The following is a 22,754-nucleotide window of genomic DNA, read 5'->3' as shown; positions in this document are numbered from 1 at the left end:
TTAAGTTTTCATCTACACTAGTAGAAATTTTTTCTTATTATTTAACTCTTATTTTGTGGTATTGCACAATTTGGGGCTTAATATGCTTATGTTTTATGCACTTTTTTGTTATTATTTCACTAATTTTTTTTACAATAAACCTATCTACAGATATTTGAAGCTAGGTTTGTATTTTCTGTAATTATATTATCCTTTATTCGATCACTATTGTCAATTTCAAACACAGAATATTGTATCCTATGTCCGAATCACTTTATGGGCATTTGTTCCGTTCATCTGCGCTTCGGTCTGATAGGTCAGGTTGTCCTGACCTCCATATAATTTATGAAAATATGTGGAGGCCGGGCAAAAAAACTTCCATCTACAAATACCTTTTTTTCTGCATAAAATCAAACCATGTTTTATTATCCTGCACAAGTTTGTTCCTTGGGAACTGTTCGTTTTCCTTCCAGTTTTCTTTAATCTGCTTTACTTCATAAAGACCTTTCAGAGCAATACAATATGCACCATTTGCATCTGCATCCTGAGGCAAAGTTTTGTCTGCTGTTGCGGTATCAAAGAACTCGCCTTTATCATTTAATACTGGAGAAATCAACCTGTCATATTCTCTGTCTTCCGACTCACTTCGGCTGTTCCGCATCTGAACTGTGAGTCGAAAAATATCAATAATTTCGGCTTCAATACCTTTTTCAACAATTTGACCTTTTAAATCTTTTCCGTCGTGGTACTCAATCCCTGCCCTCTGCAACATTTTTTCCATAGCATCGGTAAGTTCTACCTCCATCGATTGACTTGTATATTTTCCATTGACAACTATCCTCTTTAATCTCGTACCGTTAGTATACACTTTCCATTTTGTTGAAGCCAAAATTGTTCCCTTTTTTATGTAATTATTATAGTCAAATGAGAACTCAAACATATTCTTATCCCTGTCATACCTTATTTCATCAAACTTCCCTACAAAATCCTGTCTGCTCTCTCGATTTGTCAGATTCTTAAATGAAAAAAGATTTACAAATCCTGTTGTTGGATCAATTTTGGAAGTATATCCAGCAGGAACATAAAAAATAAATCCGCACTGTTTCCCGACTTTTTTAAGGCTTTCCGGAATATAAGTTAACTGATAACCTCTTAACACTCCTCCTTCTTCACATACTTCTCTGTCTTTAAATACCAGATAATGCAATTTTTCAATTAACATCGTTTCAAACTTCTGATAAACCTGCCTCTCAACCTTAAATCTTCCTGTTTTAAATCCATAATTCAAGTCTTCCATGGCTACAACCGCATTATATTTCACAACTAATTGCGCAATATAATGAATTACCATGGATAAGTAGCCTTCTTTTAACTCTTTGATTTTTTCTATTTCTTCCCAATTTTTTCTTGCTGCATCCCTGCTCTTCTCCCTATCCTTTAACTTCTGTTGATAATCATACCCATTAACAATGTTAAAGGAACGCTGCTCCCGTATATTCCCATGCACATCTACTACAGAAATATACAGTAGATTTCTTTCCCCTCTGTCAATTCCAATAATATGAATATCTTCTTTTTTAGCAATATATGCCAAAGTCCTTTCATTTACTGCAATATCACTTTTTGCCTTGAAATTAATGGTTATGGGAAGATGCAGAAAATAGTGGTCACAACAATAGCGATAATTTTTTACAATATCTTTTGTCGCAGTGAAGCTTTTAATCTTGCCTTCATCGAGATATCTTTGGGCTTCCGAAGACAATTTTCCCTTTCCTATATGGTTCAAATAATTGTATATTTCTGTATAGTATTCCTCCGGTATGGAAACTCTGATTTCTTTATCACCTACCGTCTGTGTATAACTTCTATTTACCAAAACAGATCCCTTCTTATGTACAACCGGAGTTTTTATACTTGCTTTTCGGAAAAATAATTCTGCCTCTCCATTTAATTTCAAAACAATATCTTTGAGATTCTCTTCACTAAATAAATTTTTGAGATACATCGTATGCAGATTATCTTTTCCTGTGCTATGAGCGGAAAAGTCTTTATTATATATCTGAAATAAAAATATTTGCCCCTTCTCATCCAGCTTTTGAATCTCATCAGTACTAATATACGTCCACTTAATTTGATACCCCTGCATTTCTACTTCTCTGTAAAATCCGCTGATATCTTCATAGTCTTTGGTATCTGAAAAGTGAAAATCGTAATTCTTCCAATCAGGGTGTTTATGAATACATTCTTTATAGTAGTTAATCAAATCCCAGCAATATCCCAAATCAAATTGGGGCGATGACTTAATATGTCTCTTTTCGTTATATCCATCTAAAATGTGTTTTGACGGTTTATATGTCTCCTGACCTGACCGTGAAGTAATAAAAACCTTAGGCAACATTTTTGAAGGCCCCGGAAGAAGATTATAAATCATTTTTTTATAATCTCCTTTTTCTTCTTTTTCATGGCCTTTTATAATTTGTTTATCCGGTTTATTCCTTACATTAAAAATTCCCAAATAAAATTTTTGATCCCGCATCAGCAAAATTGCATTATTATCGTACTCTTTGCTTTGACTCCATCCGTTTGCCAATGTAGGAGAACCGAAATGAAGCTTAAATTTTACTGTACTATATGGCTTCTGCGTAACATAGCTTCGAACATGATTATAAAGCGTTGTAATCCCCTCGAAGTCTTCCAAAACATCTTCTAACTCAGAATAAAAATAACTATCTTTTTCTATTATATCGCTTACGATAAAAGTCTGTCCCCACTGATATACATGCAAAAAGGAATCCAATATTGTCTTGATTTCCGTTGTCTTCTCCTTATTTTGCAGCAATTTTATGTCACTATTGCATACCAGCGGATCTATAGAAATTTGTCCTGCCATATCACAAATCTCAGTAATACATTTTTTTGCTGATATTGTTTGATCCATTTCCGATCCATATAAGGAAATTATTTTATCTATATCAGCAATACTTCTATACTCTTCTTTTTTTGCAGCTGCTTCTGCTTTCTCTTCTTTCTTTTCCCCCTTACCGGGCAGCGCATCCATATATTCTTCTTTTATACATTTTCTTATAGTATCCCAGCTTCCATATAGCGCATTTGATATCTGCTCATATTTATTACTACTAATATATATCTTCCCCAGGTCATAATCATCACATTCTTGCCCTAAATGTACACATCTGCGAATAATTTCTTTCTTTTTCATTGTTTTTATAAATTCGTTTAAGGCATCATATACTTCCTGGTCTGATTCAAATCTAAACGGGATCTCATAATAGGAAGATTTTTTACATAGTATTTGTTTATGTAGCTTTTTCATTCGAAAATCATTTTTGTTAATTCTATTTTTCTGGCAGAATTGATTCATATGTTCATTTATTTTCCCGCAAATGCCATTGTAATATTCTATTCCTGGCTGTGTTAATTCTCTGTCATAGAAGTCTACCGAATATATATGTTTCATCTGCCATTCCTGCAACATATCTTTATATTCTTCTTCCATTCCACAGACTTCCTCCGGGTATTGTTGCTCTATTCGCTGAAACGCCCGCATATTCTGTAAATGAATTTCCGAATTTTCATTTACAATCCGAAAGCTTATGGCCGTAGAAATATTATCTTCAGAAAAATTGTTTCTCCGCTGATTAAAATAATTAGTAAATGCAGTAGCAAAACGCTGAAATAACACCCGTGTCTGCTCTTTCTCTGCCTTCTCCTCCTCAGTATACTCTTTATTATCTTTTATAAAGTTTGGAAGGATATCCGTAATTAATTTAGCATTAAACAGATCCTTAAATCTTTTATCACTGGTAAAATAGCAACAGATTTCTTTTCTTTTTTCGTTTTGTATTTTATCAAGATCTTTTCGTACTGATATGTCCTCCATCGTTTCTTCCATTTTTTGGAATAAGGAATTCCATTGTATTCCTTGAATTTGACCAAGTTTTTCCTCAATAAATGTTCTATAATAGTCATCCATGATTTCCTTTAATTCCTGTTGTTTTTCTGCTCGCAATTCATCATCACGGATGACCCCCATCTCTTCCATATGGATCTTTGTACTCTCTGTAGGAATCAATGCATTTCTTAATGTCTTTGATAAGGATTCTTTTCCAATAAAATCTTCAAGGCCTGTTTTATAATTCATATATTTTCCTCCCCTTGTTGTAAAATCTTATATCTAATTATATCCTCTACTATATTTTTTGTAAAGCTGTGTTATGTTATTTTTTCAAATAAAAACGCTCAGAGAACATTCCCTAAGCGTTTAATCATCATTTTATTTAATTGTGTTTATAGCATATATTTTCTTTTTAACCTGACAGCTTTAATCTACCAAAGTAGAAATTCTTTACGCTTTCAAAATCTCCGACAAATTCCGCTGGATCCCGGCCGCTACATCCGGTTTATTCATGGAATAGACATGGATATGTTTCACACCGTTCGCCAGCAGGTCGATGATCTGATCGGTGGCATAGGCAATGCCCGCCTGCTTCATGGCTTCCGGATTATCCCCGAAGCGGTCCACAATATTCTTAAAGCGCTCCGGCACATTACAGCCGGAGAGTTTTACGGCATTTTTCACCTGTACGCCACGGGTGATAGGCATGATTCCGGGAATGATGGGCACTGTAATCCCTGCCTCCCGCACACGGTACATAAAGTTGAAGAAGATATTGTTGTCGAAGAACATCTGGGTCGTCAGATACTCACATCCGGCATCCACCTTTTCCTTCAGTCCCTGAATTTCCGCATTCTTATTCGCAGAATCGGGATGCATCTCCGGATAGCAGGCACCACCCACGCAGAAATCTCCGTTCTCTTTGATAAAGCGTACCAGATCTGATGCATGGGTAAAATCTGTAAATACCTCCCCATCAAAATCCTTCGGAATATCTCCTCTCAGAGCTAAAATATTCTCGATCCCTGCTGCCTGCATTTCTGTAAGAGCTGCGCCGATACTGCTCCTGTCAGCACAGACACAGGTCAGATGCGCTACGGTAGGCACATTGTACTGCTTCTGAATATCTCCGGCCAAGGCAATGGTATGTCCCTTGGTACTACCGCCGGCACCATAAGTCACGCTCATATAAGCAGGCTGCAATGCCGCGATCCCCAGTGCTGCTGCCTCCACATTTCCGAAATCCGTACTCTTCTTCGGAGGAAATACCTCAAAAGAGAGCGTTGCTGTATCTTTATTCAAAATATCTCTGATCTTCATACAATTCTTCTCGCCTTTCCATCATCTACATACCTTCAGGCTACGTAATTACCCTTTGTTTTCCCGCAAAAAGATTGGCAGGAAATCCTGTTTCTCCTCTTCTGCGGTCTCACTCGCCGCAATGACATTCCGGATATTCTGCATCCGCTTATCCAGCGCTGCGCTCTGCTGCGCACAGTCATACAGCTCATCCTTTAAAAACTTCGACTGACTTTCCGGAATGTTTTTCTTATACTGCAGCTTGTGCTCCAGGCTTGCCCAGAAATCCATGGCTATGGTGCGGAACTGCACCTCCACATAGACCAGTTTCTTCGTATTCTGTAAAAAGATCGGCACCTGCACGATCAGATGCAGGCTCCGGTAGCCGCTCTCCTTGGGATTCTTTATATAATCCTTGCGCTCGATCAGAGTAATGTCATCCTGCCGTAAGAAACTCTCCGCCAGTTCGTAAATATCATCCGGGAAGGAACAGATGACCCGGACTCCGGCGATATCCCGGATATTCTCTTCGATGCCTTCCAGCGTCATGGGAATATTTTTCCGACGGATCTTACGCAGAATACTGTCATACGATTTGACTCTGGTCTTGATCCCTTCGATGGGATTGCGGTCGTATTCCAGGGAATACTCCTGATTCAAAACCTTGAATTTCGTCTCCACCTCCATGATGGCGCACTGATAATACGACATCAGTTCGTCCATGGGGCGCTTGTTTTTCTCAATCAGATCGAGGAATTGATCTGATAATAAATGTTGTTTGAAAAATTTACCTCTGATTGTATCCATGATATAACTCACTCTTTTATTGTCTCTATTTTTTGATCAATATTTTTTATGATAATCTATGATGAATCATAGATTATCATAAAAAATGTCTCCTTGCATACGGTATATCCATAGTATATACCATAGACAAGGCGGTATCAATCACTTCATAGTGAATCGATAGACTGCACCGAAAGACACCATATCTCGAGTTGAACATTTGTTCGATTTGTGTTATAATGTTATTGTGTAATCGAAACGAAAGCGGATGCGATTTTCCGATTGTTAGATGCCCTCTAGTAATACAAAGGAGGGGATGCCCATGAATACAATGGAAGTACTTACTCTGTTGTTAGTTGTCTTTGCAGCTCTATCATACATCGACAGACATGGTGACGATAATAACAAAAAGAAATAGCATCCCCCGACCAAAGTGAATGCTATTTCTTTTTAAGCTGAACTGAGGGCGAATCGGAATTTTCACTTCCGACCACCTTTCTAAGTAGATTATACACTATGAGGGGTTGAGAAATCAATCCCTCTTTTCATTGAAGAAATTTCTAGATGGTAGATGCAATGATCTGCATCTTCCCCTGTAATTCCACCTTACCGTATCCATCGGGCAGAATCAGATGGTCTCCCTTTTTCAGTCTGGTGCCGTTCAGGGTACCTTCTCCCTCTGCCACACTCATCAGCACAAAGGGCTTATCCTGCGTGCATTTATCCGCAGAGCATAACTTTAGCGGAGAAAACACCATTCTGACAGGCAAACGTACTTGCACCACCGCTTTTTTCTGCAATATGTTGGATTGACTGGATGCCGACGCCGTTTCCCTTTCGTTTGGAGGATTGAAAAACACCGTCCTTCTCCCTGATTTCGCCGTCATAGGCATTCTCAACTTCGATCAGAAGCAGCCGCCCGGCATGCAGGTATGCAGTGATTTTAATCTGCCGTCTGTCTGGTGCAGTGCGGATACTGGCTTCGAGCGCATTTTCCAACAAGTTGGACAAGACCAGACACATGTTGATCTCATCGATTGGAAGGGTCTGCGGCAGATCGAGCTTTGCACAAAAGGGAATGTCTTCGCGCTTTGCCAGGGCACAATAATAGCCGATGACGCTATCTGCTGCATGGTTTTCGCAGAAGTGTATACCGAGATCCGGGATACGGGAAATGTTTTTTTCAAGATAGCTTTTCAATCTTTCCAGATCGCCGGTCTCAGCCAGTGCGGAAATTTGATTCAGTTGATGGCGCATATCATGCCGCGCCTGCCGCACTTCTTCGATGGCGGTTTTGAGATTCTCATAGCGTTGCTGCTGCAGGAAAAGAAGCTGGTTTTCCTGCTGTAATCTCGCGTTGCGGTTAAGACTGGTGGCCATTAGCAGGAAAATTGCGTTGAACAAGAGCAAAAGCAAAAGAAGTGCAATACTTATCACAATATATCCCTGCAATACACGACCGGTCCTAAGTGTCGTCTGATAGCGCGGAATCATAAAAAGGTTCAAAAAAATGAACACCAGCGGCAAAACCCAGAACACATACCATGTTTGCGCAAAATTATCATCCTCGACCATCACACGAACTGCATGGGTTGACGGATAGAACGCTGTCAGCACCAAAATCCAGCAAACAACATTATAAAATACACAGGCTGCAAGGCAGAACCACGGTTCGTCCTGTGGCAGCTGCATATGCAGAGCAATCATAACACTGATAGCTCGAGACAAGCTGTTGATGCATGCAAATACTGCGCAAACAGTCAGTGCAATTGTTCCGGATTTCCAGAGGGAGATTTGGAGTGTTCCGGTATATAGCCCAATTGCAAGCAATGTGATCCCTGCCAGGGCAGACGCAGTGGACGCATGAAGCTGATAGCAGACGATCCCACCACCGATACATAATCCTGCCATCAGGGGGAGAATCTGGGCGGCAAGCTTTCCGGGGGACTGCTTCAGATAGGATTTTACAGGGAAATATGCAAGCAAAAGACCGGGGAGTACGACGGACAGCTCCAGAATCGGACGCAGAATATCTTTCATCTCATACACCCCCTTGCAACAGAAATTCCATAAATGCCTGCCTGGCAGGCTTCAAAAGTTCCTGGTTGACATATACGCGGCTGCCGTCGGTCATGCAGAAAGCGGCGGCCTGAAAATCAGCGGCATGTTCTAAATTGACAATCGTACCGCGGCCGCAGACAAAAAAGCGGGGATCTTTTTTCAGCGGCTCGGTAAATGCCTTAAAGCTTTGCCGCGTGGCAAGCGTTTTTCCGGCAGTCGTGCGAATGTTGATCATATGAGCAAAATGCTCGGCAAAGATAATGTCCCTATAGCGAAGGCGAACGTCGCTGCCACTGACTTTCACCGTCAGAATCGGCTCAGGACGCGGAAGTTTAGCGAGCATTTCAGTAAGCAGACCGGCAAGTTCTCCCTCGGAAAAGGGCTTCACGAGATAGTGAAATGCCCGCACCTGAAAGCCCTCCAGCGCATGATCGGTAGATGTTGTGGTGAAGATCAGAAAGCAGTCTGCGTCCGTCTTCCGAAGTTCCTTTGCCGCATCCATGCCGCTTAATCCTTTCATGTAAATATCCAGAAATGCCACAGTAAAGTGCCGTTCTTTTTCTGCTGCGAGAAAGCTCTCGCTGCTGTCAAATTCTAAAATCTCCGTCTCTACACCGTACAGGTTCAGCTGTCGCTCAAGCCGCATTTTCAACAGCGCACGTTCGGTCTCAATATCATCCACGATTGCTATTCTCATACTGGACTGACTCCTTTGTAAAAGATTCCAACTAAATTATATCATACCTGTCCAACACCGGCACCGTGAAAAAATCAGATTTCGTGACAGAATTGAGGCTTTCGTGCCAAACGACTTGAAAAGCGTTTGCATATCCGTATACTGACAAGCAGAAAGGATCAATGACGGCAGAAAGGAGGGAGTGCTGTGTACCGCATTGCCGTGCTGACAAGTAGTGAAACACAGGAAGCCTTTTATATAGAGCAGCTTTCACGGTTCTGCTTTGAACGCGGTCTGTTTCCCAAAATGGACTGTTACCGTGGGCAGGAGTTGTTCTTTGATGTGGCGCGTATAAATGCGCCAACCTGCACTGTGATCGCACTTCCGGGAGTAGAAGGGTTGAATGCGGTGGAGCATCTGCGGACGCTTTTTCCCGAAATGCGCATCATCTGGTGCAGCGATCTGGATTTTTCCCTGCATGCGTTTCGGCTGCGTGTAGACTATTTTCTGTTAGAGCCAATAACAGAAGAAGCGTTTCGGCAAGGACTTTCTACATGGTTAGATGGGAAAAAAACGTCTGCCTTATTCCGGGTGGATCACAATAAACATAACATTGAGGAGGATTATTGATGAAAAAGAGAAAAAAGATTTATTCTGTATTTAGTTTCCTTCTGGCGGGAACACTGTGCCTATCTATGGCGGCCTGCGGTGGAACGCCCACACCGGCAGAGGACGAAACAACATCTTCTGCACCGTTATCCGGTGCACTGCCCGTGAAGGCTTTACAGCCAAAACACGTGGATGAAAACCCTTATATGGCAAAAAGTGATGCAAACATCCATCACGACGGCTACAACACCGACTCAACGGATGAAATTCTGCCGCTCGGCATCTATCCGGAAATCAATGTTTCCTTTGAGACAACGAACCCGAACGCCTCACCCGCGATTTACTTTGACAACTACGGTCACGCAGTCGTGCCATTGCTCGGCGGCATCGCCATCCGTGATCTGAATGCAACAGAGACGAAGACGCTCGGCTATTTTTCACCGATGCAGCATGATGGCGGTGGTTACGTCATCCAGAGTTCCTACACATTCCTTGACTCTAAAAACCGTATCGTCTGCCCGACGAGCAACAACCATGTACTGATACTGCGTACGACGGAGGAAGACGGCAGCGTCATTCCGGAATTCGAAAAGGTTCTGGATATCGATATCAAAGCGGCTGCTGAGACCGCGCTCGGCAAAGAGCTGACACAGAATCTTCTGTCCGTGGTCTTTGACTACGACGGAAACCTTTGGTTCGCCACCGGCGGCTTCCGGATCTATCCTGAGCGACAGCAGCAGGGTGTTCTCGGCTACATTGCCCACACAGCGATAGAATCGATTCTGAACGGCGAACAACCCGATCTTTCAAAAGCTGTCTTTGTTTACGGGCTGCCCCTTGGCGAGGGCGCAGAAAACGGCATTGCTGCCTCCAAAGACGGTGCGGTCATTCTGACGAACCAGAACTGCTACCTGTTGCGCGCGGAAGAAGGTGTGAACGTTGTGTGGTGCACGCCATATGAGAGTGTCGGTGCGAAGGTCAGCCACGATGGCGATAAGACAACCGGAGGCGGGCTTGCCTGGGGTGGTGGCTGCTCGCCCACACTGACACCAGACCTTGTACTATTCACCGACAACGCTGACCCCGTTAAGCTTCTCGCGCTCGACATGAAGACCGGAGAGGTCGTAGCCAGCATGCCTGTTTTGGATGATCTGCCCGATGGGTATCAGGTGGCGGTTGAGAACTCTGCAATCGTTTATGACGACGGTGAAGGCACCGTCAGCACGATCGTCTGCAACTGGTTCGGCGCCGGTAACGCAGGGCTTGCCGACCCTGACAATGACTCTTCGATTCAGAGCTACGCCAACATTTATGACCAGAACTGGCTGATGAAGGGTAATGTTATGATCGCCCCGGGCGTTGAACGGGTGGACACCTTAAAAACCGCTGATGGCTATGAAATGAAGAGCGTCTGGAGCCGGAACGATCTGCGCGACACGGCGATCATGAAACTCTCCACTGCAACAGGCTATATCTACGGTTACGTACAGGATTTGGATACCGGCATGTGGCAGTACATTATTTTGGACTTTGCAACGGGCGAAACCGTCTTCACGATGGATGTGTCCAACAAATACGGCTACAATAATATGGCCATCGGCATGTACACCGGCAGCAACGGAAATACGCTCTACTGCCCGACAGGCTATCTGGAACTGCTGCGTTTGCAGGATCGCTTTGTATACCTGCCAGAGCTTCCGTACCGTGAGGTTGATCTTGATCAGGCGGCAAGAAATGTTCTTTCGCAGGATCAGTTTGAGCAGGATGGCGGTGAAGGTACGGTTGCAAGCTGGCACAACACCGCGACCATCTGCAACGTGCATCCCAACACCATGGTAGCCTTCCGCATGAACAACCTGTCCGGCAGTGCCTCCGATCTGACGCTCTACGCCTATGGTGCAGACGGCAAGCTGGAAAAGGTTGGCTCTGAACTGTGGTCGCTCACAGACGTGACCGGAGCAAATGTGACGGAGCTGACAGACGGCGTGCTCTATGAACTGCGCGTGACCGTCTCCGACGGCGGTGATTTCGACCTGAGCGAAACAGAAAAAGAAATCAAGCTATCCGTTGTACTTGGAAAGTAAATCTGTTTTAAAGACAGCTGTCATTTACCGGCTTTTGATCTGGCGTAAGCTTAGATCGTAGATGCGATGATCTGCATCCTGCCCTGTAACTCTACCTTACCGTAGCCGTCGGGCAGGATCAGGTGATCGCCCTTTTTTAAATGAGTACCGTTCAGGGTGCCTTCTCCCTCTACCACACTCATCAGTACAAAGGGCTTATCCTGCCAGGTCTCCACGCGATGCTCCACATCAATGCGGTATACGGTGTAATAAGGACAGCGGATCAGCTGCTGGATCGCATCGTCCTTTTTCTCGGTATGCACCACGCTGTTCTCTGCGGATTTGGCAGGAACGGTGATAACATCGATACTCTGAGCGATATGCAGCTGTCTGGGCTGGCCATTGCTCAGTCTGTCATAATCGTATACACGGTAAGTAATGTCGCTGCTCTGCTGTGTCTCAAGAAGCAGTGTACCGCCCTTAATGGCATGTACGGTACCGGGATCGATCTGGATGAAGTCACCGGGCTTAATAGGGATCTCACGAATGAATTCTTTCCACTTGCCCTCATGAATCATCTGTTCCAGCTCTTCTTTTGTCTTCGCATTATGTCCGACCACCAGCGTAGCATTCTCCTTACAGTCTAAGATGAACCAGCACTCGGTTTTGCCCAGGGATCCGTTTTCATGTACCTTCGCATAAGCATCATCCGGATGCACCTGGATGCTTAAATCGTCCTTGGCATCAATGATCTTGATCAGTAACGGAAAACGATCCATTCCCGTATTGCCGAACAATTCCGGATGCTTCTCCCACAGCTCGGACAGCTTCATTCCCTGGTAAGCTCCGCTTGCCACGGTGCCGTCTCCGTTGGGATGGGCGCTGATACCCCAACACTCGCCGATGTCATCTCCTTCGATGGGATAACCGAATTCTCTGTTTAACCGGGTACCGCCCCAGATATTGTGGGTGCACACCGGTGATAAAAAAATAATATCTTTGTTCATGACCGTCTATCCTTTCCCATGATACTTACTATGTATTGCACTGCATCTTTTCCGTTATTCCGCTACTTAGCTTTGCAACGTCCGTTTCTGGAAAAATATTCTATCTGATATGTAACACATTTCTTCCGATCTGTCTACCTGACTTCCGTACTATGCCTATTCCGCTTCTGTTTCTGTTCTTACCCCGGATACAATCAATGACACCAGATAAAATCCAGCCTTATCGTTCTCGTGTGTCTCCGTGATCTCGATTCTCACCCGGTGTTCCCCATAAGGCAGGTGCTCTGCCACCGTTGTCAGCTGCATTTTGTCTCCCCAGGTCTCATCGAAGGTTCCGTCCAACACGCACGCCGTCTCAGGGTTCTCATCGACCACTGCCGTGGCAATGGGTGCAGGTCCGTCCTTCACTCGGCGGTATTGCACGGCGGCACCGGTTCCCCGAAAAGCGAACTCCAGATAAGCTCCTTTTTCCCCGGCGCTCCATCCGTTGCGGAAAATATCCGTGATATCTCTCTGCGGTGTCATATCTTCTACAAAAACACTCTTCCCCGGTGTGGAATTAGAATATTGCAGTCTCACGCAATGCTCATAGGCATTCTCTGTCAGCGGGGCCGGGAAAATTTCCTGCGGCTCTTGCGTTTTATCATGGATTACCTTTTCCAGGAAATTCGTGATCACAGATGCCATGAATTCATGACCAAGATCATTGGGATGAAGGAAATCTGCCGTAATCTTCTCTGCCGGCAGTCTTCCGGCTGCCACAGCGGGATAGATACTGTTCTGCATACTGATGCAGGGCAGATCATAATGTCGTCCTACCTGCGCATGATAATATGCCGCACTTTTACCGGTATCATAATAGACATTATGGATCAGCACCATTGCCGGTGCGCTCGCACTGCCATAAATCTGCCTCACCAGACCTTCGTAGGTCTCACAGAAATGCGGCGTACTGTGATCGTTCACGGAAAATTCCACAAATACCAGATCCGGTAGCCGCTGAAGCAGGTCTTCCTGTACTCTCGCCGCGCCGAACTGGGAATCGGTAGCTCCGATTCCGGCGTTCACATAATCGAATTCCGTATTGGGGAACACTTTCCGAAGCCATGCAACGGTTCTTGCAGCATAGCATTGATCCGGCTCCGTCGCTGCGAATCCCTGCGTGATGGATCCGCCGATGAATCCCACCGTCAGTCTCTCCCCTTTGGTTGCACGGTTCAGGAGATTTTTCAGTCTGGTCAGATTACCGCGGTTTAACATACCGGCCTCTATATCAATAACATTTCCCGCACTCTTGCGGTTCTCGTAAATACTGTTTTCCACGGTGCAATAACGCTTTGCCTTGTTTTTCAATGTCTTGCTGATCCGGAAAATCTCTTCCGGACGGTATCCCCTGGATTCCAGATAATAAATACCACCGTAAAGCTTGATGGGAACATCCGGATATTTATTCCCGATCATGGCTTCAAACATGATCATAATGTGACCGATCTTCTCCGGTGCTGCTTCCACATGATTGTCCAATAGCAATAGGAACTCATCCTTTTTCAAATGACACACCATTTCCTGTCCTTTCAGGTGCTTTTGAATATGTGTCCCCAGATGGTACAGAAGGCTGTTTTTCACTTCCTCACTCATCTTCGCGGAAATCTCATCGTAATCCCGGATGCCCAGAAATACCTCTGCATACTGACCGTCCTGCCAGGGCAGGATCTGTTCCAGTTTTATCGAAAAGCTTTCCGTTGTCTCCATTCCGGCAATGTCCGGTTCCGGCTTTTCTGTATCCTTTTCCCGCTCCCTGACATTCCCTGCATATTCTTCACGGTTCAGATAGCTTTCCATCATCCGCGTCATAGTAGACAGAATTTCACTTTCCGTTTCTGTCCACTGACGTCCTTTATAATATTTCTCCAGCTCCTGCCAGAGACCGGTCTCCCGGTCTGTTCCTTTCCGTTCTGAAGTATAATCGACATAATTATAGTTCTTGTCGTACACGCTGAATGCATTTTTGCCGCTTCGTTTTACCCGGTACAACGCCTGATCCGCTTTTTGATACAGTTCCTCATAAGAGGAAGCATCCTCCGGATATCGGGAGATTCCCATACTTAAAGTCACTCGTCTGCCTGACAGCTGGATCTGATCCGCCATACGGGATATTCTCTCTGCTGTCTCCACAGCATGCTGTCCCACATTTTTCCCATGGCAGAATACACAAAACTCGTCTCCACCGATGCGGCCCGCATAATCCTCCATGCCTGCACTGATCAAAATCGTATTGGCAATTTTGATCAATACTTCATCACCGTATAAATGTCCGCAAGTGTCATTGATCGTTTTAAAGTCATCAATATCAACGATGATAAAAGCTCCTTCTGTGTCATCGGCCTGCCGGATATGCTTTTCCACCAGCTTACGCATTTTCGCTTTATTGTACAGATCTGTCAGGGAGTCCCTCTCTGCCTTCTGTTCCAACAGCTCCTGGTTCTTTTTTTCTCCTGTAATATCAAGCGTCTTCCCCATGATCTTATATGGCTTATGATCCTTATCATAGACCGGAATCCCTACATAACGGAACCAGACAAATACCGATTCATCACTGACTTGTCTGACTTCATAGGAAATATGCTCATCGCCCCGGTCCATTGCGGCGCAGAATTCATCAAAAGTCGCCCAGTCATCCGGATGTACAAATCCCCAGTTATGCATCTGTTCCTGATAGTTTTCGATGACCATGTTGGTGGTATTCCACTTTCCTCCAAGCTTTCTGGAAAGCACATATTTTTTTGAAGCAATTTCATACTCCCACAGCGCACAGTCGGAATTGTCCTCGGTAATCTTCCTCCTGATACGTTCTTCTGCCAGTTCTCTTTCCAGTTCTTCGATTCTGGCATATAATTCCTCTTTTTCCATCATACGCTGTCTCCATCACTTAAAAAGGACCCGCTCATCGCGGGTCCCTCGATTCTATCTTCTGCCTTCTTCTGTATCGCTTGTTGTGACCACGCTGTGTTCTTTGATATAGTCAACCACTTCATCGATGGTCGTAAATGCCAGCCCTACGTAGCTGTCTGCTGCGCCATAGTAAATGGCGATCCTGCCGCTCTCGGAATCATGGATGGTAGCGCAGGGGAAGCATACATTCGGTACAAATCCTCTCTCCTCATACCACTCTTCCGGTGTCAGCAGGAAGTTCTCACAACGATATTTTACGATGGACGGGTTGTCAATATCCAGGATCGCTCCACCGATGGAATAGACATAACCGTTACAGGTTCCGCTCACACCATGATAGAACAATAGCCACCCTTCGGAAGTCTCAATGGGAGCTGCACCGCCACCGATCTTTAAGGACTCCCACCATTCGGAAGACTTGCCCATCACATGTCTGTGTTTGCCCCAGAATACCATATCGGGGCTCTCACTGACGAAAATATCACCGAAGGGCGTATGTCCGCTGTCGGAAGGGCGGGACAGCATCATGAAATTGCCGTGTACTTTTCTGGGGAACAGTACGGCGTTACGGTTAAAAGGAAGGAACGGATTCTCGATTCTGGTAAACGTCTTGAAATCCGTGGTTTTCGCAATACCGATGGCTGCGCCGTAGAAATCCTGACACCAGATGATATAGTAGGTATCTTCTACCTTTACCAGTCTGGGATCATATGCATAAATCGGCATGAAAGGCTTGCCTTCTTCATCTACGAACTGGATCTTATTCTTATCAAAATCCCAGTGAATAGCATCCTTGCTGCGTCCTAAATAAATATAGGGAATACCGTTGACCTGTTCACCGCGGAACACGCCGATGAATTCATCACCGTAAGGCATTACCGCACTGTTGAAGATTCTGGCTACTCCTTCTACAGGATTTCTGCCAATAATAGGGTTCTCACTGTATCTCCATACCGGTGCACCGGTATGTCCTTCCGGTTTATCCTGCCAGGGTACATTAGGTACTGCAGGGCTGATCATCTTAACTTTGCTCATTCGAGTTACCTCATTTCTGTATTATTTATCTTGCTTCCTGTTTTAAGAACTCTTCATTTCTGCGGATGAGTTCACATCTCTGTGCCACACACTCCACGCTTCTTCCTGGATCGGAAGGGGTGTTGAATACATAATCCACAAGCTTATCTATGGTAGTAGTTGCCACATGCATGCGGGTATCGCTGGATGCGTAGTAGATAAAGACTTCCCCCTTCTCATTCGCGATAGCACCGTTGGTAAATACTACGTTTGAAACATCTCCCACTCTCTCTTCCCCTCTGGGACCGATCAGCAGGCCCGAAGGCTCTGCGATCACTTTTGCAGGATCTTTCAGATCCGTTGCAAAAGCATAAATGACGTAACGTAAACCGGCTGCGGTATTACGTACTCCATGTGCGATATGTATCCAACCTCTGTCTGTTTTGATGGGGGTAGCGCCCGCACCGTTTTTGGCCTCGGTAATGGTGTGATATTTCCGCAGACTGGTCATGCGCTCTTCGTCGATCACTGCATGAGTGATATCGTCACACAGTCCGAAACCAATTCCTCCGCCACTTCCGGTCTCGATGAAATCATCCATCGGTCTGGTGTAGAAAGCATACTTGCCATCCACGAATTCCGGATGCAGCACTACATTTCTCTGCTGGGGAGAACGAAGGGTCTTTAAATTCTCCAGTCTCTCCCAGTGCTTTAAGTCTTTGGTTCTTACAATGCCTGCAGCCGCTACTGCTGCGGACAGATCATTTACGGAAGTATCCTTGCTTTCGGAACAGAACACACCGTAGATGTAACCATCTTCATGTTTGGTGAGACGCATGTCATAGACATTGGTCTCTTCCGGGCAGGTGTCATCTAACAAGATGGGATAATCCCAGAAACGGAATCCATCGACACCGTTGTCACTCTCCGCCACGCCGAAGAAGGACTTTCTGTCATTTCCCTCGATACGGGCTATCAGATAATACTTACCGTTTAATTCAATCGCTCCGGAATTCATGACTGCATTGATACCCAGACGCTCCATGAAATAGGGGTTTGTCTTGGGATTGAGATCATATCTCCAGGTCAGGGGAATATGTTCTCTGGTCAGAACCGGATATTCATAACGGTCATAAATACCGTTGTAGAAATCAGACTTTACATTTTTCCGGGAAAGCAGCTTCTCCTGCTTCTCTTTTTCTATGTAATAACGCTCTAACATATTAGGTATCCTCTCTTAAAATAAATCAATTATTCTGGAATACGCTTCATAACCTCCTGGAGGTCTTCGTTACACGACCTATCCAGGAATACGTTGCAGGACCTCCATGCACATTCTGCCGTTATGGTAAGGGCATTTCCAAGGCTCCACAATGGGGCGGTCAGGATAGGGATTTCCTTCCGGATCCACTTCCCAGAACCATTCGGAACCGGGTCTCTTATCGATCACATGATCACGGATAAATGCCCATTCCTTCTCTGCGGCTTCCAGATATTCCGTTTTCTCCGGCTCTTTCTCATAGCCGTTTAAGAAACCGATCACGGTCTCCGCCTGTACCCACCAGACTCTGTGTACATTCACGACACCTCTGTCACATTCATTGGCCAGAGAGTGTCCGTCGAATGCCACCTTATAGATCTGTGCGGTAAGGTCTCTGGTGATGGCATACATCTTCTGCGTCAGTTCCGGATCATCCAGAACCTTGCAGCCTCTGTCGATCAGCCATGCCGTCTCGATGTCGTGGCCGTAGGAATGCAGATTCAGAATGGTATTATAATGCTTATCGAAAAATACTTCCTGTCTGTGGAGCTTCGGATTATAAACTTTCTCAGCGAACACATTCATGATCCACAGAAGGCGTCTGCGCACTTTTTCATCCCCAGATACCCGGTACAGCTCCGTATAAGCTTCAAAAACATGAAGCAGGGTATTCATGGTCTTGTCTGCCAGAACACCGTTCTCCGACAATTTCTCATTGGATTCCGGTTTAAAGTCTCTGGTGAATGCTTCCAGATATCCCACCTCATCCATACACGTAGTCTCAATCAGAGTAAACAGCTTTTTCGCCAGCTCCAGGGCTTCTGCATCCCCGCTGGCCTCATAGTAAGAGGACAGCGCGTAGATGCAGAATGCCTGATTGTAGGTATGTTTTGTGGTATCCTTCGGGGTTCCGTCATAGTTTAGGGACCAGTAGATACCGCCATATTCTTTGTCCAGACAATGGTCTTTCAGGAAATCGTAGCCGTGCTTTGCTTCCTCCAACAGACTCTCGTCTTTTAACAGTGTATATGCGTTGGAGAAGAACCAGGTGATCCTGCTGTTCAGGATACAGCCTTTTTCTGCTTTTTTATCCAGATTCAGATCGTAGTCCAGAAAACCGTAATAACCGCCGAACTCGTCATCCCGCATCCCTTTCCAGAAAGGAATGATTCCTTCGGTCAGATGCTTTTTGATCTCTTCTCTCATTTTCTTTGTTTCCGCATTTTTCATGTTCCACACTCTCCTTTGTATTAACCCTTGACAGCGCCGGAGGTGATTCCACTGTAAATCTGTTTCTGACAGAGCAGGAATACGATCAATGCAGGCAGCAGAGACATCAGTACACCTGCACAGATCAGATTGTATTTGCTTCCAAGAGGTCCGGTGAAGGTATACAGGGAGGTTGCTACCACACCGAGAGTCCTCTTGTCCTGCAGATACAGACTGGCGCAATAATACTCGTTATATACGCCTACTCCCTTAAGCACCATTGAAGTTACGATAGCGGGCTTCAGAAGCGGAAGAATGATCTTCCAGTAAATGGTAAAATAGGAAGCACCGTCAATAAATGCGGATTCATCCAACGATACCGAAATATTCTCCATGAACTGGATGAAGATGTAGATAGAGATAACATCCGTACCCATACTCATAATGATGTAACCGTACAGATGGTTGATAAATCCGAGGTTACTCATGATCTGGTATACAGAGACCTGCATGGCAATTCCGGGAAGGAGGGTTGCAAACAGGAACAGGCTGCGGATCAGGCCGTTGCCGGGGAACTTGAATCGGTTCAGTACATAAGCAAGCTGTGTTCCTACCAGGATGGATCCTAACAGTACGAATACCAGGATAATTGCAGAGTTCATGTAAGCTCTTCCCATGTTGGCACGGGTAAAAGCATCCGTAAAGTTGGAGAAGTTCAACCAACTCTCGGGCAATGTCATAACATTGGTGCTCTGATATTCCGCATCGGTCTTGAACGCCGTGATGACGCAGGATACGATGGGCAAAAGTGCCACGAAGGAGAAGAATACCAGACTAAAATACTTAATAACGATCCAGATGACAGCGCCTACACTGTAATGTTTGTGGTTGGTTTTCATCTTTGCCATCTTACACTGCCTCCTTCTTCCATCTTCTCTCTCTTCTGAGACGTTTTCTTCTGGTGTATTCTTCATTGTCCGCATCGGAGCTTCTAAATACCAGTTTGAAGAAGAGCTTCTGTAAAATTGTTGCTACAAAAATGATCAGTAACAGTACCACAGCCATGGCAGATGCCAGACCTACCTGCTGATTGGTATGTGCGATCTTATCCATCAATACGAAATACGTTGCGGTTCCGCCGCCACCCTTGGTGATAACGTAAGGCGGATCAAAGGCACTCAAAGAGCCTGTGATAGACAGGATCACATTCAGTGTAACGATGGTCTTGATGCTGGGTAAAATAATATGTATAAACTGTTGGAATTTATTGGCACCGTCCAGCTCTGCTGCCTCGTACATCTCGGAGTCCACGGACATGATAGCACCGATGAAGAGTACCATGTTGTTGCCGTAATAACGCCATACGGAGGAAGCTACCAGAGAGATATTGTTAATACTCTTGTCTTTCAGCCAGTACGGAAGGTTTTCTAAGTTAAATCCACACCACTGCAATACGGTATCGAATACGAAACCTCTGGTGTAGAAGAATTTGAAGATAAATCCAATGGCAATACCACTGATCAGGTAAGGAAAGAACATGAATCCCTTGAACATATTGCCGAATTTGGTCTTAAAGCTTAAAATCGTTGCCAGATACAACGCGAGTGCCAGCTGCACCATGGCGCCGGCCATGTAGTAAAGGCTCAGTTTCAATGCACTGAAGCATTCATCTTTTTTAAATACATCGATGTAATTATGGAATCCCACAAATTGTCTTTTGTCTACCGGGGTAGCATATTTCATTTTATAAAAACTGAATTTTACCATTTCTCCAAAGGGGAGATAGGTGAACACGAACAGCAAAAGCAGGGGAATGAACATGAAGGACAGGATGACGATGGTCTGCTGTCCGTTCCTGCTCTTTACCCATTTTTTCATGCTGAAGGGTTTTTTTGTTTTCTTCATTGTCTCTGCATTCATCGAAATACCTCCATACCCTTCTCTCTTAGATAAGAGGGAACCGGATAAAAGGTTCCCTCTTACTTCAGAAGATTAAGTTAATCGCTTAATGTTTACTGCCTGATGAAATTACTGAATCTCTACGCCACAGCTCTCCTGTGCGGAAGTCCACTCTTCGTTCCACTCGTTGATGATCTCATCATAGGTCTTGGAACCATCTGCTGCACACTCTACCAGCTCCTGCATCTTGGTCTCACCATTGTTGTTGATGTTCAGACCTGATTCAGCGTTCAGCTCGTTCAGCAGATCCTCTTCGCCGTCGATTGCGGGCTCATCAACTACGAAGTCGATACCCTTGAATGCAGCGTAGAAGTCCGGTAATCTGGTATCCTTGATAGCAACAGGAAGTCCGCCGCAGTCATAGGAGAATCCGGATTCTTCTGTCATGAACTTCACGAAGCACAGTGCTGCTGCCTGGTTCTCTTCAGATGCATCTGCATTGATACCAAAGCTGTAGTCAGGACCTACGGAAGCTGCCTGCTTGCCGGAAGTCAGGGTAATAGGGAACGGCATGTAAGCGATATCGTCAGCATTGTCACCTGCTTCCTTCATCTGGGGAACTGCCCAGGAACCAAGAACCATACATGCGATCTGACCATTGTTGATCATACCCTTACAGCCTTCCCAGTCGGTGGTGGAGTAGTCATCCTCGGTAAGGCCTTCCGCAACTGCATCATACATTACCTTGTATACATTGTAAGCGCCGGTGCCGTCGCCGGGATCAGCAAAAGGATTTGCAGTGTGCAGTAACTTCTGGTTCATGTAGGTGCTGTCGCCGGTAGCACTGCCGCTGATAGCGGGATCCCACTGGCCGCCCATTGCCCAGCCAGCTGCGTAGTTGGTGTACAGAGGAATGATGGAGCTGTCATACTCTTTGATCTGCTTTAATGCTGCGATGAAATCTTCGGGAGTCTTAGGCATCTCAGTGATTCCTGCTGCTTCGAATACTGCCTTGTTATATACGATACCACCGCTAACACCTGCGGTGTAAGGAACACCGTATACAGTGCCTTCGTACATCTGGTTGTAGTAGTTCAGCTGTCCGTCCATCTCGGTAGTAGTTCCAAGAGGAAGGAAGTATGTGCTTAAGTCAGCCTTGTCAACTGCGGGGATAAACATAACATCGCCCCAGTCACCACCCTGCAGACGAAGCAGCGTATCACTTGCATAGTCGGTGATACCTTCAATATCAACAGTGATGTTGGGATACATCTCGTTGAATGCATCAATGTAAGTCTGGAAAGGAACTGCTGCGCCGTCCTCTAACAGGTCGGTACGGTTAGTCAGGACCTTAATGGTCGTGGTAAGGTCGGTGTAATCCTCACCCAAAGTAAGCTCTGCGTAATTCAGGCTGGTAACCTCTGCAGGTGCTGCAGCCTCGCTGGAAGCTTCTGCGGTTGCGGGAGTGGTGCTTGCTACTGCAGAACTCTCAGCGGCGCCGCCGTTGTCTGTGCTTCCACATGCTGCCATAGACAGTGCCATGACTGATGCTGTGGAAAGAGCTAAAAACTTTTTCATCTTCATAAGAAATCCTCCTAGTTTTCCGAAGGAAAATCCGAGTCCTCTGACGAGGAGAGGATTTAGCCTCCTTGTTTTTTGTTACATTTGATAGCGTTTACTGTTTTGTAACTTAATTTAATTATACATGATCACATTAATTAATCATCAACTATTCTTGTTTTTAATCTCTTATTCTTGCTATTTTCGTTATTATCTTCTATTTTCACAAGTTCTATTCCTATGTTTTGTACATATTATACAATCAAAGTAATTAATTTGAGTTAAATTAGCTGATTTAATTAACTAATTTTGTTTTCTTTGCATCCTTTGTCATTGAAACAGCTCAAATAATGGCTTATAATGTATTTAAGCTTAATTAATTTTTTCAAAAAAGCATGTTTCTAGTGTGAAAAATAAATTTTTCACATGAAGTTTTGTTCCTGCACAAGCTGCTAAAGCAGCC

The 22,754-nt window shown here is 44.7% G+C and carries 16 protein-coding genes; 2 read left to right on the top strand and 14 right to left on the bottom strand.

From position 1 onward, the window contains the following. Nucleotides 1-361: 361 nt before the first annotated feature. The 6 genes from cas12a to DW835_RS02515 form a co-directional block, all read right to left on the bottom strand. Nucleotides 362-4,141, bottom strand: coding sequence for a type V CRISPR-associated protein Cas12a/Cpf1 (gene cas12a / locus DW835_RS02540; RefSeq protein ID WP_118730634.1), 3,780 nt, complete (start codon nt 4,139-4,141; stop codon nt 362-364). A 204-nt stretch (nt 4,142-4,345) separates the two neighbouring features. Next, on the bottom strand, nt 4,346-5,215 hold the full coding sequence (gene metF, locus DW835_RS02535; protein ID WP_118730633.1) for a methylenetetrahydrofolate reductase [NAD(P)H]: 870 nt from the start codon (nt 5,213-5,215) through the stop codon (nt 4,346-4,348). A gap of 48 nt (nt 5,216-5,263) precedes the next feature. Beyond that, nucleotides 5,264-6,001: a GTP pyrophosphokinase family protein gene (locus DW835_RS02530; protein ID WP_118538422.1), complete on the bottom strand. Its 738-nt coding sequence runs from the start codon at nt 5,999-6,001 to the stop codon at nt 5,264-5,266. 539 nt (nt 6,002-6,540) lie between these two features. Further along, nucleotides 6,541-6,672, bottom strand: coding sequence for a hypothetical protein (locus DW835_RS18175; protein ID WP_337631275.1), 132 nt, complete (start codon nt 6,670-6,672; stop codon nt 6,541-6,543). Between the two features lie 28 nt (nt 6,673-6,700). Beyond that, nucleotides 6,701-8,020 carry a GHKL domain-containing protein gene (locus tag DW835_RS02520; RefSeq protein WP_118730632.1) on the bottom strand — a complete coding sequence of 440 codons (1,320 nt, stop codon included), beginning with the start codon at nt 8,018-8,020 and terminating at the stop codon, nt 6,701-6,703. Nucleotide 8,021: 1 nt separating this feature from the next. Further along, nucleotides 8,022-8,738, bottom strand: a complete 717-nt coding sequence (locus DW835_RS02515; RefSeq protein ID WP_118730631.1) for a LytTR family DNA-binding domain-containing protein — start codon at nt 8,736-8,738, stop codon at nt 8,022-8,024. Nucleotides 8,739-8,939: 201 nt separating this feature from the next. Between DW835_RS02515 and DW835_RS02510 the strand changes: the two genes are divergently transcribed. Further along, nucleotides 8,940-9,347 (top strand): response regulator, encoded by a 408-nt coding sequence (locus DW835_RS02510; RefSeq protein WP_243037013.1) that lies wholly within the window; start codon nt 8,940-8,942, stop codon nt 9,345-9,347. Beyond that, nucleotides 9,347-11,410 carry a hypothetical protein gene (locus DW835_RS02505; protein ID WP_118730629.1) on the top strand — a complete coding sequence of 688 codons (2,064 nt, stop codon included), beginning with the start codon at nt 9,347-9,349 and terminating at the stop codon, nt 11,408-11,410. The genes DW835_RS02510 and DW835_RS02505 overlap by 1 nt, the downstream gene beginning before the upstream one ends. Nucleotides 11,411-11,460: 50 nt before the next feature. Here the strand turns inward: DW835_RS02505 and manA are convergent, their stop codons facing one another. The 8 genes from manA to DW835_RS02465 all read right to left on the bottom strand — a co-directional run bounded on the left by manA (nt 11,461) and on the right by DW835_RS02465 (nt 22,315). Continuing rightward, nucleotides 11,461-12,396 carry a mannose-6-phosphate isomerase, class I gene (manA, locus tag DW835_RS02500; protein WP_118730628.1) on the bottom strand — a complete coding sequence of 312 codons (936 nt, stop codon included), beginning with the start codon at nt 12,394-12,396 and terminating at the stop codon, nt 11,461-11,463. 156 nt (nt 12,397-12,552) lie between these two features. Next, nucleotides 12,553-15,309: a diguanylate cyclase gene (locus DW835_RS02495; protein WP_118730627.1), complete on the bottom strand. Its 2,757-nt coding sequence runs from the start codon at nt 15,307-15,309 to the stop codon at nt 12,553-12,555. A 51-nt stretch (nt 15,310-15,360) separates the two neighbouring features. Beyond that, nucleotides 15,361-16,383 carry a glycoside hydrolase family 130 protein gene (locus tag DW835_RS02490; RefSeq protein ID WP_118730626.1) on the bottom strand — a complete coding sequence of 341 codons (1,023 nt, stop codon included), beginning with the start codon at nt 16,381-16,383 and terminating at the stop codon, nt 15,361-15,363. 25 nt (nt 16,384-16,408) lie between these two features. Further along, nucleotides 16,409-17,584 (bottom strand): glycosidase, encoded by a 1,176-nt coding sequence (locus tag DW835_RS02485; RefSeq protein WP_117465748.1) that lies wholly within the window; start codon nt 17,582-17,584, stop codon nt 16,409-16,411. Nucleotides 17,585-17,662: 78 nt separating this feature from the next. Further along, nucleotides 17,663-18,853, bottom strand: a complete 1,191-nt coding sequence (locus DW835_RS02480; protein WP_118730625.1) for an AGE family epimerase/isomerase — start codon at nt 18,851-18,853, stop codon at nt 17,663-17,665. A 20-nt stretch (nt 18,854-18,873) separates the two neighbouring features. Beyond that, on the bottom strand, nt 18,874-19,740 hold the full coding sequence (locus tag DW835_RS02475; protein WP_243037012.1) for a carbohydrate ABC transporter permease: 867 nt from the start codon (nt 19,738-19,740) through the stop codon (nt 18,874-18,876). Nucleotide 19,741: 1 nt separating this feature from the next. Next, nucleotides 19,742-20,737, bottom strand: coding sequence for a sugar ABC transporter permease (locus DW835_RS02470; protein WP_243037010.1), 996 nt, complete (start codon nt 20,735-20,737; stop codon nt 19,742-19,744). Between the two features lie 123 nt (nt 20,738-20,860). Beyond that, entirely contained in the window at nt 20,861-22,315 is a 1,455-nt protein-coding gene (locus tag DW835_RS02465; protein ID WP_118730623.1) for an extracellular solute-binding protein, read from the bottom strand. Nucleotides 22,316-22,754: the final 439 nt, after the last annotated feature.

Origin of the sequence: Clostridium sp. AM34-9AC, assembly GCF_003480225.1 — a bacterium.
Classification (GTDB): Bacteria; Bacillota; Clostridia; order Lachnospirales; family Lachnospiraceae; genus Acetatifactor; species Acetatifactor acetigignens.
The sequence above is the reverse complement of the archived record's forward strand: the minus strand, read 5'-3'. Positions and strand labels throughout refer to the sequence as shown.

Coding starts and splice junctions, on each gene's coding strand:
- manA (WP_118730628.1), bottom strand. CDS start 12,396: ATGAACAAAGATATTATTTTTTTATCACCGGTGTGCACCCACAATATC.
- DW835_RS02520 (WP_118730632.1), bottom strand. CDS start 8,020: ATGAAAGATATTCTGCGTCCGATTCTGGAGCTGTCCGTCGTACTCCCC.
- DW835_RS02515 (WP_118730631.1), bottom strand. CDS start 8,738: ATGAGAATAGCAATCGTGGATGATATTGAGACCGAACGTGCGCTGTTG.
- DW835_RS02530 (WP_118538422.1), bottom strand. CDS start 6,001: ATGGATACAATCAGAGGTAAATTTTTCAAACAACATTTATTATCAGAT.
- metF (WP_118730633.1), bottom strand. CDS start 5,215: ATGAAGATCAGAGATATTTTGAATAAAGATACAGCAACGCTCTCTTTT.
- DW835_RS02480 (WP_118730625.1), bottom strand. CDS start 18,853: ATGAAAAATGCGGAAACAAAGAAAATGAGAGAAGAGATCAAAAAGCAT.
- DW835_RS02475 (WP_243037012.1), bottom strand. CDS start 19,740: ATGGCAAAGATGAAAACCAACCACAAACATTACAGTGTAGGCGCTGTC.
- cas12a (WP_118730634.1), bottom strand. CDS start 4,141: ATGAATTATAAAACAGGCCTTGAAGATTTTATTGGAAAAGAATCCTTA.
- DW835_RS02470 (WP_243037010.1), bottom strand. CDS start 20,737: ATGAAGAAAACAAAAAAACCCTTCAGCATGAAAAAATGGGTAAAGAGC.
- DW835_RS18175 (WP_337631275.1), bottom strand. CDS start 6,672: ATGAGTGTGGCAGAGGGAGAAGGTACCCTGAACGGCACCAGACTGAAA.
- DW835_RS02485 (WP_117465748.1), bottom strand. CDS start 17,584: ATGTTAGAGCGTTATTACATAGAAAAAGAGAAGCAGGAGAAGCTGCTT.
- DW835_RS02465 (WP_118730623.1), bottom strand. CDS start 22,315: ATGAAGATGAAAAAGTTTTTAGCTCTTTCCACAGCATCAGTCATGGCA.
- DW835_RS02505 (WP_118730629.1), top strand. CDS start 9,347: ATGAAAAAGAGAAAAAAGATTTATTCTGTATTTAGTTTCCTTCTGGCG.
- DW835_RS02495 (WP_118730627.1), bottom strand. CDS start 15,309: ATGATGGAAAAAGAGGAATTATATGCCAGAATCGAAGAACTGGAAAGA.
- DW835_RS02490 (WP_118730626.1), bottom strand. CDS start 16,383: ATGAGCAAAGTTAAGATGATCAGCCCTGCAGTACCTAATGTACCCTGG.